Origin of the sequence: Ensifer sp. 1H6 (genome assembly GCF_001976035.1) — a bacterium.
GTDB classification, from domain to species: Bacteria; Pseudomonadota; Alphaproteobacteria; order Rhizobiales; family Rhizobiaceae; genus Ensifer; species Ensifer canadensis.
This window is the reverse complement of the sequence record NZ_MOAI01000008.1, coordinates 110,905-125,166: the sequence shown is the minus strand read 5'-3', so window position 1 is coordinate 125,166 and position 14,262 is coordinate 110,905. Positions and strand designations below refer to the sequence as shown.

Genomic DNA, 14,262 nt, shown 5'->3' with positions numbered 1-14,262 from the left:
TTTACTGCATAATTCCTTAAATCCGGCTCGATTTAAGGACGAAATTATGCAGCAAGTTTAAGCGGTTACAGCGTCCTTGGGCGCGTCATGCCTGACGCGCGGCGCTGTAATGGCAGGCTTACCGGCTCAGTACTGGTACTCGGCAAAGACCGGATCGACGGAGCCATTCCAGCGGCCGTTGTAGAGCGACAGCAGATCCTCGGCGAGCGTTGCCTTCTTGGCAAGCACTTCGTCGAGCGGTGCGAGGAACTGGCTTTCGTCGATGCCGTCGCCGTTCAGCCGGTTGCGTCGCTTCAGGCCGCCGCGCGAGATCGAAACGACTTCGCGGGCGATGTCGTAGAGGCTGCCGGCGCGGAATTTTGTGTTGAGCGCCTGGGCGGGCACTGTGTCACGCAGTGAGCCGACCTCCTCGAAGGTCCAGTCGCGCGTGAGTGCTTCGGCGGCAGAGAGCGCCTCGCCGTCGTAAAGCAGGCCGACCCAGAAGGCAGGCAGAGCGCAGATCCGACGCCAGGGGCCGCCGTCGGCGCCCCGCATCTCCAGGAAGCGCTTGAGGCGCACGTCGGGGAAGAGGGTCGAGAGATGATTGGTCCAGTCGCCCATGTTCGGCTGCCAGTCGGCGATCTCGCCCTTGAGCGCTCCGCCCATGAACTGACGGAAGGTGACATGGGTACAGTCGTGATAGTGGTCGTCGCGAACGACAAAATACATAGGCACGTCGAGCGCCCATTCGACATAGTCCGCAAAGCCGAAGTCCGGCTTGAAAGCGGAAGGCAGAAGGCCGGAGCGCTGGTTGTCTGTGTCGCGCCAGATATCGCCGCGCCAGGACAGGAGCCCGTTCGGCTTGCCATCGGTGAAGGGGGAGCTTGCAAACAGAGCGGTCGCCAGCGGCTGCAGCTTCAAGGACACCTGCATCTTGCGGCGCATGTCCTCTTCCGAGGAGAAGTCGAGGTTCACTTGGATCGTGCAGGTGCGATACATCATGTCGAGACCCTTGGTGCCGACCTTGGGCATGTAGCGGCTCATGATGCCATAGCGCGATTTCGGCATGCGCGGCGTTTCGTCAAACGTCCATTTCGGGCTGCCACCGATGCCGAGGAAGCGAATGCCGAGTGGCTCGGCCACTTCGCGCAGGACGGCGAGGTGCTGGTTCGATTCCTTGCAAGTCTGGTGGAGGTTTTCGAGTGGCGCACCGGAGAGCTCGAACTGACCGCCCGGCTCCAGCGAGATCGCCCCGTTGCCGGAATGCTCGGCAAGACCGATGATATTGCCCTCGTCAACGATCGGATCCCAGCCGCTCTTTGCAGCCATACCGTTGAGCAGCGCCTGGATGCTGGCGTCGCCGTAATAGGGCACGGGGCTGTTGTCCGCCTTAAAGAAGGCAAACTTTTCGTGCTCCGTTCCGATCCGGAACCGCTCCTCCGGTTTCGAGCCCTCCGCCAGATAAGCGGTCAGGTCAGCGACAGAGGTTACCGGCGTCTGGTCGGTGGTATCTCGGGCCATGAGCGTCTTCTTTTGCTTGAGCGGTTCCGCCGGTCAGCGGAAGTGGATGGGGCTGCTTGAACCGTATTCAGGTGCGGTGCAAGTCAATTTCTTTCAAGATCTGTTCAAAAAAAGTATGCGCCGCGCTTGCGTGCGAACGACCGGTTAGTGCCAATCACCGACCGTTGCCTGTATGACCGCCATGGCCGCAACCGCTGCGGTATCGGCCCTGAGAATGCGGGGGCCAAGAGGAATGGCGGTGACGAAATCGAGGCTGCGCAGCAGGCTTCGCTCGCTGTCGGAAAAACCGCCTTCGGGCCCGATCAGCAGTGCCAGCTTCTTTTCCTTAATGCCGTTCAGGATCGGTAGCGGATTCTGGCTGTTGCTGCCTTCGTCGCAGAAGATGATGCGCCGATCCGCGGGCCAACTTTGCAGCAGGTCCTCAAGCCGGCGGGGCTCTTCGACACTGGGTATGCCGAGCACGCCACATTGTTCCGCGGCCTCGACGACATTGGCGCGCACCCGGTCGAGGTTGCCGATCTTGCCCTGAACATGTTGCGTCATCACCGGCTGGAGCACCCCGGCGCCCATCTCGACGGCCTTCTGCACGAGGTAGTCGAGGCGGCCGACCTTTAGCGGTGCAAAGAGATAGACGAGATCGCAAGGTGCCGGCTGCGGACGTGTCTGCTCGACGGCAGTCAGGATCAGGCGCTTCTTGGTCGGGAGCGAAAGCTCGGCTCGCCATTCGCCGTCGCGGCCGTTGAACACGAGGACGGACCCGCCTTCCTCGTAGCGGAGCACGTTGATCAAATAGTTGAACTGTTCCTTGGTCGTCTCCTGGGTTGCACCGGCATGGAGTGCATGTTCCACGAACAGTCGCTGCATGCGAAAATTGGCGCGCATGTCGATTACCTCTAGATGAACAGGCTGGAAAGGATGAAGTAGACGACGGCCGAAAGCAGGGCCGAGGCCGGAACGGTGATGACCCAGGCGGCAACGATCGTCAGAAAATGCGAGCGGCGCACCAGTCGGCGGCGGCGGACCTCGGCAAAGTTGGTCTCGGTCGATCCCATGAAGTCTGCCTGCCCGGTCTTCTGGCGCACATATTCCAGGCGACGCTGCGAGTGCCGAGTATACCATTCGCGGAAGAAGCCGACGCCGAAGACGGCGCCGACCGCCGTGTGGGTCGAGCTGATCGGCAGGCCGAGGGCGGAGGCGAGCAGCACGGTTACCGCGGTTGCCAGCGCAACGCAGAAGGCGCGCATCGGATTGAGGCGGGTGATTTCCTGGCCGACGACGCGGATCAGCCGTGGGCCATAGAGCAGCAGGCCGAGCGATATGCCGATGGCGCCGATCGCAAGTTCCCAAAGCGGTGTTGGCGATCTCTCCGTGGTGATGACACCGTCGAGCGCGGACACGATCGCCGACAGCGGACCGATGGCGTTGGAAACGTCATTGGCGCCGTGTGCGAAGGAAAGCAGCGCAGCCGCCAGGATCAGCGGCGCACGAAACAGCTTGCGTAGCGACTGATTGCGGTTGTCGAGACCCTCCGACTGACGGCGAATCCACGGTTTGCTCAGGAAATAGACGACGATGCCGACGATCAGGCCGAGGCCGAGGCCCGTCACCAGCGAGATCGAGGCAACCTGCACCAGGGCGATCACCGCGAGATAGGCGGTAAAACAACCTGCCGTCACCCCGAGAAGCACGGGCATCCAGCGCCTGGCCGATGCGATCTTGTCCTCGCGGTAGATGATGAATTCCTTGAGAAGCGCAAGGAAGGCAGCGGCGATGACGCCGCCGAGAACAGGTGAAATCGACCAACTGGCGGTGATGCCGGCAAGTTCCCACCATTGCACGCTGGAGACGCCTGCAGCCGCAATGCCCGCTCCGACGATGCCGCCAATGATCGAATGGGTCGTTGAAACCGGCGCGCCGGAATAGGTGGCGATATTGATCCAGACGGCCGACGAGGCGAGCGCCGCCATCATCACCCAGACGATCGTCTGGGCCCCGAGAATGTCTTCTCCGTAAATGATGCCCGCCTCGACCGTCAGTGTCACCTGACGGCCGGCGAGCATCGCGCCAGCGATTTCGAAGACGGCGGCGATTGTCAGCGCCGTTACCATCGACATCGCCTTGGCGCCAACGGCCGCGCCGACGTTGTTGGTGACGTCGTTGGCGCCGATGTTCATCGCCATGTAGCCGGCGATCGCGGCTGCGGCGATGATGATCGGCGCGGTCGCCGAGTTCGTCACGAAGCTTGCGGCAAATGCCATGCTGAGCAGCAGGAACAGGAGAGCGAGGCCCGGGGCTGCCAGACCACGCATCACCTGCTGCGATGCCTCCTCGGCAAGGCTGAACTTGTCCAGATCCTTGTCGAGCGTCTGCTTTTCAAGGCGCGTGCGCGACTTTGGCAATGGCGGTCTCCCTTTTCACCATGGCCACTACTGCCACCGCGAAATGCTTTCAAGCGGAATTGATGATGTCTGCAAAGCTGTGCAAAAGATGGCCGAAGATATCGCCCGCGGTGGCTAGCCGGTGACGGCCTTGGGGACCGGCGAGGGCGGTGCCGCCACGCGGCGGCCGAAGGCGAGGATAAGCTCCTTCAGTGTCGGCTCTGCGACACGGCTGGCTGCCTCCTCGCAGCTGACCCATTCCAGCTTGCGCACACCTTCCTCGGGGAAGTGCTTGCAGAGATCGTCTACCTCGAGGGCATGCACCTGGACCTTGACCGAGATCTTCAGGCCGTGATCCATGCGCTTCTTGTAGAGATAGAAGCCGGCCGGGGCCTTCTGCACTCGGCCCTTGACGCCTGCCTCTTCATAGGCCTCGCGCTCGGCCACCTCGTGGGCACGCTTGCCTTGCATAGGCCATCCCTTGGGAATGACCCAGCGGCCGGTATCACGGCTGGTGATCAGCAGAATCTCGAGCGCCTTGGACTTCTTGCGAACACGGAAACAGAGCGCTGCATATTGCATGCGCGCCGGTCGACGCAGCATCAGCTGCACATCGGATGCGAGCCGGTTCAGGAAGTTCAAGGTCGTTTGCTCTCCTCTTAGCGAATCAGTGTTCGTTGGACGTTCCAGCCAGTATGCCAGCGTCGCGTTGCGTGTAAACGTCGCACCGTGTCGGCTGCCGGATATGCGGTCAGCTTCGCTGCAAACTGTGGTCCCGATGCGACAGAATATGGTGCTTTCGCGCCTGTTTTGCCAGCGGGGCGGCAACCGGGCGTTGGTCCCGGCTTCAGCTCGCCTGATCGCGCTGCTGGAGGCGCAGCCGCGCGATGCGCGCCCACTCGCCGGTGCGCTCGGCCTCGCGGGTGGAGGCGGCAACAAAATCGATATGGCTTTGGGCAGCGGCCTTGGCCGCTTTCGGGTCTCCGGCCATGATCGCGTCGTAGATTGCCTCGTGTTGCGCGAGCAGCCGGTCACGCGCCCCTGGCGCGTCGAAGACCGAATTGCGGTGAAAAAAAGATCCCCTGCGTCAGCAGCCGGTAACAGGCGCGCAGCGTGTGCATGAGGATGATGTTGTGGGCGCTTTCGCCGATCGCCTGATGCAACTCGACGTCGGAGGCTAGTTCGTCGTTGAAGTCACCACTGCGGTGGGCGGTTCGCATTCGCTCGATAATGCGCGTGAGGATATCGCGGTCGAAATCCGTTGCGCGCGTTGCCGCCAGTTCCGCGGTCAAGCCTTCGAGTTCGCGGCGATATTCGAGATAATCCTGCGTCGCCTTGTGGTGGCGGCCGATCAGCTCGATCAGCGGCTTGGAGAAGACTTCGCCGACGACATCGGCAACGAAGGTACCGCCGCCGTGGCGGCTCTCGACGAGGCCGCGCGCCTCCAGTTCCTTCAACGCTTCGCGCAGGATCGGCCGCGACACGTCGAAACGCTTCGACAGTTCCCGTTCGCCCGGCAGCCTGTCGCCGTCGCGCAGGATGCCTTCGAGGATGAGAAGCTCGATCTGTTTGACAACCTCGTCCGCCGTGCGGCTGTGGCTGATGCGGGCATAGAGGTCGATCTGGTCTTCGGTCACGCTTGGGTCTCCCATGCGCCGCAATCTAGGCATCGGCAGCCAACTGGTCAATTTCCTTGTCCACTTTGGCCGCCCTGACAAAAGTCAAACTGCGGCAATGCGTCCTTTTGCTTTTGCTCATTCGGTTGATAAGAGAGTCATGATGAACGCGTGAGGGGGATAAAGCGCTTCATGGCAAAGGGAAGTTTTGCATTTCCGGTCGCGCCGATGCGAGCGCAGGCGCTGGGCGAGGTCCATTCGCGGCCTTACGCCCTGGTGGCGACGCCGCGCGTGATCTTTCAGCTCGCCTTCATGACCGAGGGCGGCTCGATCGTCGACCACGCCGTTCTGTCGGAATTGTCGCGTTCGCGTGGCATTGCGCCGCCTGGACGCGATGCCAACCATCATGCCATGGCCTGGGGGCAGGGCACGCTGCGCTGGGAACGGCATACGGAATTTTCGACCTATTTTTGGGACGGCCGGCGCCGGAGCATTTCGGTGGCGAGGTGGCGATCCACCCATTCGGCGACGGCTTTTCGCCGCCCGGCTCGCTCATTTCGGGCATCCGCCTCGAGATCCGCGCGGACTCACCGGAGACCCGCGAGGCGATCAAGGCTTTCGACCCGACCAGCCTCTGTTACAGCGAGACGAAGAACGGCCAGGCGATCCTCGTCACTGACTTTCGCCAGAACGGTGACGGTCTGACGCAGATCCTGGTGATCGACCGCGGCATGACCGAGGCCGGCACCGGCGCGTTGATCCAGCGTCTGCTCGATATCGAAACCTATCGGACGCTGGCGATGGTCGGCCTGCCGTTGGCGCAATCACTGTCGCCGGAGATCCGCCGCACCGAAGACGGCCTGACGGCGATCACTCAGCGCATGAAGGAGAACGTCCGCGAAGAGGCGGACGACATGCTGGCGGAGATCACCCGGCTTGCGGCCGATCTGGAGGCGGGTGCTGCACTCAGCCTCTATCGCTTCGGCGCCAGCCGCGCCTATTACGGCATCGTCCAGGAGCGCATCCGCACCCTGGCCGAGACGGCGGTCCCCGGCTACGAGACGATCGGCACCTTTCTCGAGCGTCGGCTGGCGCCGGCAATGCGCACCTGCCAGTCGGTGGAGGAGCGGCAGGCGAACCTGTCGCGCAAGCTCGCCCGCGCCACCGCGCTCCTGCGCAGTTGGGTCGATGTCGAACTGGAGCGGCAGAACAGCGCCCTTTTGAACTCGATGGATCGGCGCGCGAAGTTGCAGCTGCGGCTGCAGCAGACTGTCGAGGGTCTGTCGGTTGCCGCGATCTCCTATTACGTCGTCGGTCTGTTCGGCTATCTCGCCAAGGCGGTCAGCCATGAGCTGCCGATCGATCCCGGTCTGTTGACCGGACTTGCCGTGCCCTTCGCGGTCGCCGGCGTCTGGCTCATCGTTCGCCGCATCCGCCACCATCACGGCGACGGCGAGCACAAATAGCGCCTATCGTTCCCAATAGGGGACAGGCCCGTAGAGGCCGGCGAGATAATCGATGAACAGGCGCACCTTGGCCGGCAGGAACTGGCGGCTCGGGTAGACGGCCGATAGCGTCAGGTTCTTCGAGCCCTCCCATTGCGGCAGCACCTGCACCAGCTGGCCGCTGCGCAGCTCCGGGCCGATATCCCAGGTGGAGCGGAGCGCGATGCCGGCGCCGGCGATCACCGCCGCCCGGACGATTTCAGAGGAATTGGTCACCAGCGGCCCTTCGGGGTGCCAGACGAGCGATCCCTCCGGCCCTTCGAGCTTCCAGTTGTCGTTGTTGTGGGCGGGCAGGCAGAAATGCCGGGCGAGGTCGCCAATCTCGTTCGGGGCGCCGTTGCTGGCAATGTAGTCCGGCGAGGCGCAGAGCAGCCTGCGGACCGGCGCGAGCTTGCGCGCTACCAGGCTCGAATCGGTCAGCTCACCGATGCGCACGGCCATGTCGAAGCCCTCGGCGACGATATCGGTAAAGTCGTCGGTGAGCACGATGTGCAGCTTGAGATCCAGATGGTCCTTCATGAAGCCGGTCAGATGCGGCGCGATATGCATGCGGCCAAAGGAGGTCGGCGCCGAAATGCGAAGCACGCCCTGCGCCTGCGACGAGCGTCCTGAGGCATAGGCTTCCGCCTCTTCGATGCCCGTGAGGATGCCGAGCACGCGGTCGTAGAAGCCCTGGCCCGCCTCGGTTAGCGAGATCTGCCGGGTGGTGCGCTGCAACAGGCGCGTGCCCAGCCGGTCTTCCAGCCGCTTGATCCGTTTGGAGATGACCGCGGGGGAAAATCCAGCGCCCGCCCTGCTGCCGACATACTGCCGGAGGAAACGACGCGTGCAAAAATCTCAAGATCGCCTAAATTCGTCATCAATCGTTGCCATTGTTTCCGAAATGGAAAAGCTCGATAGCATTTGCGAGGGGGCTATCCTAGTGGTAAAGAAAATGAACCAATTGACATATGGGCGGAGGATTTGATGGCGGAAACGATCGGCTTTCTGCAGCCAAGGCCGGCCGTCATCGCCCGGCGCCGCGAGATCGCTGCTGACCTGGCAGACCTGCTGCCATCAGGCTGCCTCATCAGCGACGAGCGCGGCTTAAAGCCGTTCGAGACCGATGCCTTCATCGCCTATCGCCGCATGCCGCTTGCCGTCGCCCTGCCCGAGACGACCGAACAGGTGGCAGCGGTGCTTAAATATTGCAGCCGCTACGGCATTCCCGTCGTGCCGCGTGGCGCCGGCACCTCTTTGTCCGGCGGCGCCATCCCCCAGGAAGACGCTGTGGTAATCGGCCTCTCGAAGATGTCGCGCATCCTCGATATCGACTTCTTCAACCGCACCGCGACGGTCCAGGCCGGTGTGACCAATCTCAATATTTCCGAAGCCGTTTCCGCCGATGGCTTCTTCTACGCGCCGGATCCGAGTTCGCAGCTTGCCTGCACCATCGGCGGCAATATCGGCATGAATTCCGGCGGCGCCCATTGCCTGAAATACGGCGTCACCACCAACAATCTGCTGGGCGTGAAGATGGTGCTGTTCGACGGCACGATCATTGATCTCGGCGGCAAGGCGTTCGATGCGGCCGGCTACGATCTGCTCGGCCTTGTCTGCGGCTCGGAGGGGCAGCTCGGCATCGTTACCGAGGCAACCGTGCGGCTGATCGCCAAGCCCGAGGGCGCCCGCCCGGTGCTGTTCGGCTTTGCCTCCTCTGAAGCCGCCGGCGCCTGCGTCGCCGACGTCATCGGTTCCGGCATCATCCCCGTCGCCATGGAATTCATGGACAAGCCGGCAATCGAGATCTGCGAAGCCTTTGCCCATGCCGGCTATCCGCTGGATGTGGAGGCGCTACTGATCGTCGAGGTGGAGGGCTCGGAGGCCGAGATGGACGCGATGCTCGCAAGCATCATCGACGTTGCCCGGCGCCACGGCGTTACCACAATCAAGGAAAGCCAATCGGCGCTCGAGGCGGCGCTGATCTGGAAGGGCCGCAAATCGGCGTTCGGCGCAACCGGACGCATCGCCGACTATATCTGCATGGACGGCACCGTGCCGCTCAGCCAGCTTTCCCACGTTCTGCGCCGCACCGGCGAGATCGTCGCTTCCTACGGTCTGCGCGTCGCCAATGTCTTTCACGCCGGCGACGGCAACATGCATCCGCTGATCCTCTACAACATCAACGACCCCGATGATGCGGCACGCGCCGAAAGCGCCGGCAACGACATCCTGAAGCTTTGCGTCGATGCCGGCGGATGCCTGACCGGCGAACATGGCGTCGGTATCGAGAAACGCGATCTCATGCTGCATCAGTTCACCCAGACCGATCTGGACCAGCAGATGGCGGCGCGCGCGCCTTCGATCCACAATGGATCCTGAACCCGTCCAAGGTCTTTCCGCTCGAAGGACGCCCCGCCGCATGATCGTGCATTTCGAGCCTGCGAGCGAAGAGGGGATCGCAACCGTGGTTCGGGCGATGGCCGCGGAAAGGGCGTCGCTTACCGTCATCGGCGGCGGCACGCGCTCCGGCCTCGGCAACCCCGTGCGCGCCGACCGGGTGCTGTCCACCCGCCGTCTCTCAGGTATTGTCAGCTACAACCCGGCGGAAATGACCGTCAGCGCGCTCGCCGGGACGCCGCTTGCCGAGGTCGAGGCGGCCCTTGCCGAAAACCGGCAGATGCTGTCATTCGAACCGATGGACCACCGCCCGATCTTTGCAACGACCGGCGAACCGACGATCGGCGGGGTTTTCGCGGCCAATGTCTCGGGGCCGAGGCGCCTCATCGCCGGTGCCGCTCGCGACAGCCTGCTCGGCGTCCGTTTCGTCAATGGCAGGGGCGACGCGATCAAGGCTGGCGGCCGGGTGATGAAGAACGTCACCGGCCTCGATCTGGTAAAACTTTTGGCGGGCTCGCACGGAACGCTTGGAATTCTGACCGAGGTGACATTCCGCGTGCTGCCGAAGCCGCCAGCCTGCGAAACCGTCGTGGTCTCGGGCTTGAACGATGCCGAGGCGGCGGCCGTGATGGCAGAAGCCATGGCGCAAACGGTCGAGGTATCAGGTGCGGCGCATCTGGCCGAGAGCGTCCGCGGCCGGTTCATCGCCGGCGGCCTGCCCGATGGCGCAGCAACCGTTCTTCGGCTGGAAGGCTTGCAGGCCTCGGTCTCGATCCGCGCGGAAAAACTGTCGAAGGCGCTCGAAAAGTTCGGTCCGGTATCGCGGCTCGATGCGGAGCAGACGGCGGCGCTCTGGTTGGAGATCCGCGATGTGAAGCCCTATGCAGATGGCACGGATCGCCCGCTCTGGCGTGTCTCGGTTGCGCCTTCGGCCGGCCACCAACTGGTTGCCGCGTTGCGCCTGCAAACGGGTGTCGATGCCTTTTATGACTGGCAGGGCGGACTTGTGTGGCTGCGCATGGAGGCCGATCCGGAGGCGGCGCTGGTGCGCCGCTATATCAAGGCGCTTGGCGGCGGCCATGCGAGCCTCGTTCGCGCAGCTGACGGCTTTCGCGCGACCATTCCATCGTTCGAGCCGCAACCCGCGCCGGTGGCGCTGTTGAGCGAGCGCGTCCGGGAAAAGTTCGATCCACAGCGGATCTTCAATCCGGGCCGGATGCAGGCCGTCTCCTGAGGCACGGGGAAATGACGAGAGAGGGAGGTATCGATGAGTGACAATGGTCCGCAGGCTCCGCCTCCCAGAGAGACCGATCGCTGGCTGGAGCCCGGGAAGGTCAACGTCCAGGTCATTTATGTGCTCTATCTCGTCGCTTTCGCCGTGGGGATCACGTCTGTCATCGGCGTCGTGCTTGCTTATCTCAACCGCGGCAAGGGTGCGCCCTGGGTCCAGACACACTATACTTGGGCGATCCGCACCTTCTGGATTGCGCTGTTGTTCGGTCTCATCTCGGCGCTGCTGATGGTGTTGCTGATCGGGTTTTTAGGGTTTATCGCCACCGCGGTCTGGATCGTCGTGCGCTGTGTCGTCGGCCTGCAACGCGCCGCTCGCGAGGAGCCGATCAGCAATCCGGAAAGCTGGATGATCTAAACCGTGTGGCGCAAAAGTGTGTAGCGGTTTTGCGACAGCGACATGGGAAAACAAGAGCTTGAAATGCGGTAAGCGATCAGAGATCGCAACGCGCGTGAGGGGCAGAGCCCCGATACTGGAGTAGCCGCTTGCAAACGAACTTTACGCCCGCGCAGCTTGCCGATCCGCATGTGGCCGAATCCGAGGCCATCCTGCGCAAATGCGTGCATTGCGGTTTTTGCACCGCCACCTGTCCCACCTATGTGACGCTTGGCGACGAGCTCGATAGCCCGCGTGGCCGCATCTATCTCATCAAGGATATGCTGGAGAACAGTCGGCCGGCGACACCGAAACCGTGACGCATATCGACCGCTGTCTGTCCTGTCTCGCCTGCACCACCACGTGTCCGTCAGGCGTCGACTACATGCATCTCGTTGATCATGCCCGTGTTCATATAGAGAAGACCTACAAGCGGCCATTGAAGGATAGGCTGGCCCGCGCCGTGCTGGCGCAAGTCCTGCCCTATCCCTCGCGTTTTCGCCTTGCCTTGAAGGCGGCCGCTTTCGGAAGGCCCTTTGCCAGGGTTCTGAAAAAGGTGGCGGCGCTCAAGACCTTCGGAGTGATGCTCGATCTGGCGCCGAAGGCGGTGCCGGAGCCCTCGGCGACCGCGATCACGGGCACCCATGCCGCCAGCGGCAAGCGCGTCGGCCGCGTTGCGCTGCTGAACGGTTGCGCGCAACCGGTACTGAAGCCGGAGATCAACGAGGCAACCATCCGCCTCCTTACCCGTCTCGGCATAGAGGTGGTCGTCTCGGCAGGCGAGGGCTGTTGCGGCGCGCTGGTGCATCACATGGGGCGGGAGGGCCAGGCGCTCGACGCGGCCCGGCGCAATGTCGATGCCTGGCTGAGCGTGGCAGACGAAGGTAGTCTCGATGCGATCATCATCACCGCATCCGGCTGCGGCACGACGATCAAGGATTATGGCCACATGCTGCGCCTCGACCCCGCCTATGCGGAAAAGGCAGCAAGGGTCTCGGCCATGGCGAAGGACATCACCGAATACCTGTCGACTCTGGATCTTCCAGTGCAGGATCCGCGCGGCATGACCGTGACCTATCATTCCGCCTGCTCCATGCAGCACGGCCAGAAGATCACCATGGCGCCGAAGCAACTGTTAAAACAGGCGGGGTTCGTCGTGCGCGATCCCGCAGAAGGCCATCTCTGTTGCGGCTCGGCCGGCACCTACAACATCCTGCAGCCGGAGATCTCGCAGAAGCTCAAGGACCGCAAGGTCAAGAACCTCGCGGCGACGAAGCCCGACGTGATCGCCACCGGCAATATCGGCTGCATCACCCAGATCGCGACCGGCACGGCGATCCCGATCGTCCACACGGTCGAACTGCTCGACTGGGCCTATGGCGGCGCGAAACCGGCTGGATTGTGAAACGAAAAATGCCGGCGCGATGGCGCCGGCATTGGTTTTTCTGGGCTATTTCTGGCGAGCGTATCAGCCGCCAAAGATCTGGCGGAAGATATCGACGCCGCGATCGTTGAAGTAGGTATCGCCGGTCTTGCTGCCGGGTCCGATGACGATCACCTTGGTGCCGACGTCGGCCCGGTCGTAGAGGTGCTCGATGTCGTTATTCATCATGCGGATGCAGCCCGAAGACATATTCTGGCCGATCGTCCACGGCTGGTTGGTGCCGTGGATGCGGAAGATCGTGTCGCGGCCGCCCTTATAGAGATACATGGCACGCGCGCCGAGCGGGTTGTCGATGCCGCCTTCCTGCGTGATCGGCAGGATGCGGCCCTTGGCGGCTTCGCGGCGGCGCATTTCTTCCGGCGGCGTCCAGGTCGGCCATTCAGCCTTGCGGCCCACCTTCACCACGCCTGACCAGCCGAAGCCTTCACGACCGACGCCGATACCGTATCGGGTCGCGCGGTTCGGACCGTCGATGTAGTAGAGAAACTTGTTGTTGGTATCGACAATGATCGTGCCGGGGGCTTCGTCGGTGCTGAAGCGAACCTTGGTGCGCCAGAATTGCTTCGGCGGCTTTTTCTGCGTCGCGACAAGGACGATATCACTGCTCTTGGGAGTGGTTCCGGATGTCGGCGCGGGCGTGAAAGCCTGGGCATTGGCGGCGGCAAGAATAGCGCTGGTCGCGATGGCGATCGCGACCAATTTGCTGGCATGACGTTTCATATACGATTCCCTCTAAGCCCTCGTTACATCAAGGCTATGCAAATTGGCCCGAAGTTCAAGCCCGGGATACATCCGATAGACCGAACATGGTCACGGATTTTGTATCTTTAAGCCCGTCTGTTGCCTGAAGATCACGACCAGGCAACAGCAAAACGTATGGGGAGAGGGAAATATTCTATGTCCGGCGCCAATTATATGACGATAACCTTGGTGCCGACATTCACCCGTTCATAGAGATCGACGACGTCCTCGTTGCGCATGCGGATGCAGCCTGAGGAGACCGCGTAACCGATCGTCCAGGGCGCATTGGTGCCGTGGATGCGGTAAAGCGTCGAGCCGAGATACATGGCGCGTGCGCCAAGCGGATTTTCCGGGCCGCCGTCCATGCGGGCCGGCAGGTAGTGCCCCTTGGCGGCTTCGCGCGAGATCATTTCCGTCGGCGGCGTCCAGCTCGGCCATTCCGCCTTGCGGGTGACCTTATGAGCGCCGGCCCATTCGAACCCCGGCTTGCCGACGCCGACACCGTAGCGCCGTGCCTGACCATTACCGGCGACAAGGTAGAGGAAACGATTGTTGGTATCGATGACGATCGTGCCTGCCTTTTCCTTGCCGTCGTAGGCAACTGTCTGCGGCAGATACTGCGGGTCGAACTTAGACTTGACGGGACGCTGGGCGCGGGTGGCGTTGACCGGTTGTACCAGCGGGGCGCCGACGCGGCGTTTTGCCTGCGGCTTCACGGTCAGGCCCTGATAATACTGTTTTCGGGTGGTGGTCGGTATCTGCTGGCGGTAGATGACCCGGCGCGCCTGTTGCGGCTGGCCGCCGAGCTGCATCACCCACGGGGCGGTCAGGTCTGGGCTGACGATCACCGGCGGCCGGTTCTTGTACCGGTCCTGGGCCTGCGCCTGGCCGGCGACGAGGGTGAGGATGGATGCGGCTACAACAAGGGATTTTTTCAACATCGGACGGACTCGCTACCTTTCGCCGAAACGTATCAAAATGGGGCGCGGCCAGCCGGAGAACGGGTCTCCAGGACGGACGGCATGCGCCTTGG

Annotated in this window: 8 protein-coding genes and 5 pseudogenes; 5 read left to right on the top strand and 8 right to left on the bottom strand. The window is 62.7% G+C overall.

Annotation, left to right across the window (positions count from 1 at the left end):
• Window positions 1–126 precede the first annotated feature (126 nt).
• From BKP54_RS11960 to BKP54_RS11940, 5 genes and pseudogenes are all read right to left on the bottom strand, one after another.
• Window positions 127–1,500 (bottom strand): glutamate--cysteine ligase, encoded by a 1,374-nt coding sequence (locus BKP54_RS11960; protein WP_025426035.1) that lies wholly within the window; start codon window positions 1,498–1,500, stop codon window positions 127–129.
• A gap of 144 nt (window positions 1,501–1,644) precedes the next feature.
• Window positions 1,645–2,382 (bottom strand): 16S rRNA (uracil(1498)-N(3))-methyltransferase, encoded by a 738-nt coding sequence (locus BKP54_RS11955; protein ID WP_025426036.1) that lies wholly within the window; start codon window positions 2,380–2,382, stop codon window positions 1,645–1,647.
• Between the two features lie 11 nt (window positions 2,383–2,393).
• Complete coding sequence (locus tag BKP54_RS11950) at window positions 2,394–3,899, bottom strand: inorganic phosphate transporter (protein WP_025426037.1); 1,506 nt, start codon at window positions 3,897–3,899, stop codon at window positions 2,394–2,396.
• Window positions 3,900–4,013: 114 nt separating this feature from the next.
• Entirely contained in the window at window positions 4,014–4,520 is a 507-nt protein-coding gene (locus BKP54_RS11945) for an NUDIX hydrolase (RefSeq protein ID WP_025426038.1), read from the bottom strand.
• A 205-nt stretch (window positions 4,521–4,725) separates the two neighbouring features.
• Window positions 4,726–5,530: pseudogene (locus tag BKP54_RS11940) on the bottom strand (FadR/GntR family transcriptional regulator).
• Between the two features lie 156 nt (window positions 5,531–5,686).
• On the opposite strand from BKP54_RS11940, the pseudogene BKP54_RS11935 reads away from it, so the two are divergent.
• Window positions 5,687–6,960, top strand: a pseudogene (locus BKP54_RS11935) (DUF3422 family protein).
• Between the two features lie 3 nt (window positions 6,961–6,963).
• Here BKP54_RS11935 and BKP54_RS11930 read toward each other — a convergent pair.
• Window positions 6,964–7,859 (bottom strand): annotated as a pseudogene (locus tag BKP54_RS11930) (LysR family transcriptional regulator).
• A gap of 106 nt (window positions 7,860–7,965) precedes the next feature.
• Between BKP54_RS11930 and BKP54_RS11925 the strand changes: the two are divergent.
• The 4 genes and pseudogenes from BKP54_RS11925 to glcF all read left to right on the top strand — a co-directional run bounded on the left by BKP54_RS11925 (window position 7,966) and on the right by glcF (window position 12,449).
• Window positions 7,966–9,404: pseudogene (locus BKP54_RS11925) on the top strand (FAD-linked oxidase C-terminal domain-containing protein).
• The gene (glcE, locus tag BKP54_RS11920) at window positions 9,401–10,612 is read left to right on the top strand and encodes a glycolate oxidase subunit GlcE (protein ID WP_057211572.1); all 1,212 of its coding nucleotides are present in this window, start codon (window positions 9,401–9,403) and stop codon (window positions 10,610–10,612) included. The pseudogene BKP54_RS11925 and the gene glcE overlap by 4 nt, the downstream one beginning before the upstream one ends.
• Before the next feature lie 33 nt (window positions 10,613–10,645).
• Complete coding sequence (locus BKP54_RS11915; RefSeq protein ID WP_025426044.1) at window positions 10,646–11,026, top strand: DUF4870 domain-containing protein; 381 nt, start codon at window positions 10,646–10,648, stop codon at window positions 11,024–11,026.
• A gap of 128 nt (window positions 11,027–11,154) precedes the next feature.
• Window positions 11,155–12,449 (top strand): annotated as a pseudogene (gene glcF / locus BKP54_RS11910) (glycolate oxidase subunit GlcF).
• 63 nt (window positions 12,450–12,512) lie between these two features.
• Here the strand turns inward: glcF and BKP54_RS11905 are convergent.
• Entirely contained in the window at window positions 12,513–13,208 is a 696-nt protein-coding gene (locus tag BKP54_RS11905) for a L,D-transpeptidase (protein WP_025426046.1), read from the bottom strand.
• Window positions 13,209–13,399: 191 nt separating this feature from the next.
• The gene (locus tag BKP54_RS11900; RefSeq protein ID WP_084814473.1) at window positions 13,400–14,170 is read right to left on the bottom strand and encodes a L,D-transpeptidase; all 771 of its coding nucleotides are present in this window, start codon (window positions 14,168–14,170) and stop codon (window positions 13,400–13,402) included.
• Window positions 14,171–14,262: the final 92 nt, after the last annotated feature.

Excerpts from the sequence above, each read along its gene's own strand:
- BKP54_RS11960 (WP_025426035.1), bottom strand. The coding sequence starts at position 1,500 with ATGGCCCGAGATACCACCGACCAGACGCCGGTAACCTCTGTCGCTGAC.
- BKP54_RS11955 (WP_025426036.1), bottom strand. The coding sequence starts at position 2,382 with ATGCGCGCCAATTTTCGCATGCAGCGACTGTTCGTGGAACATGCACTC.
- glcE (WP_057211572.1), top strand. The coding sequence starts at position 9,401 with ATGATCGTGCATTTCGAGCCTGCGAGCGAAGAGGGGATCGCAACCGTG.
- BKP54_RS11915 (WP_025426044.1), top strand. The coding sequence starts at position 10,646 with ATGAGTGACAATGGTCCGCAGGCTCCGCCTCCCAGAGAGACCGATCGC.
- BKP54_RS11905 (WP_025426046.1), bottom strand. The coding sequence starts at position 13,208 with ATGAAACGTCATGCCAGCAAATTGGTCGCGATCGCCATCGCGACCAGC.
- BKP54_RS11900 (WP_084814473.1), bottom strand. The coding sequence starts at position 14,170 with ATGTTGAAAAAATCCCTTGTTGTAGCCGCATCCATCCTCACCCTCGTC.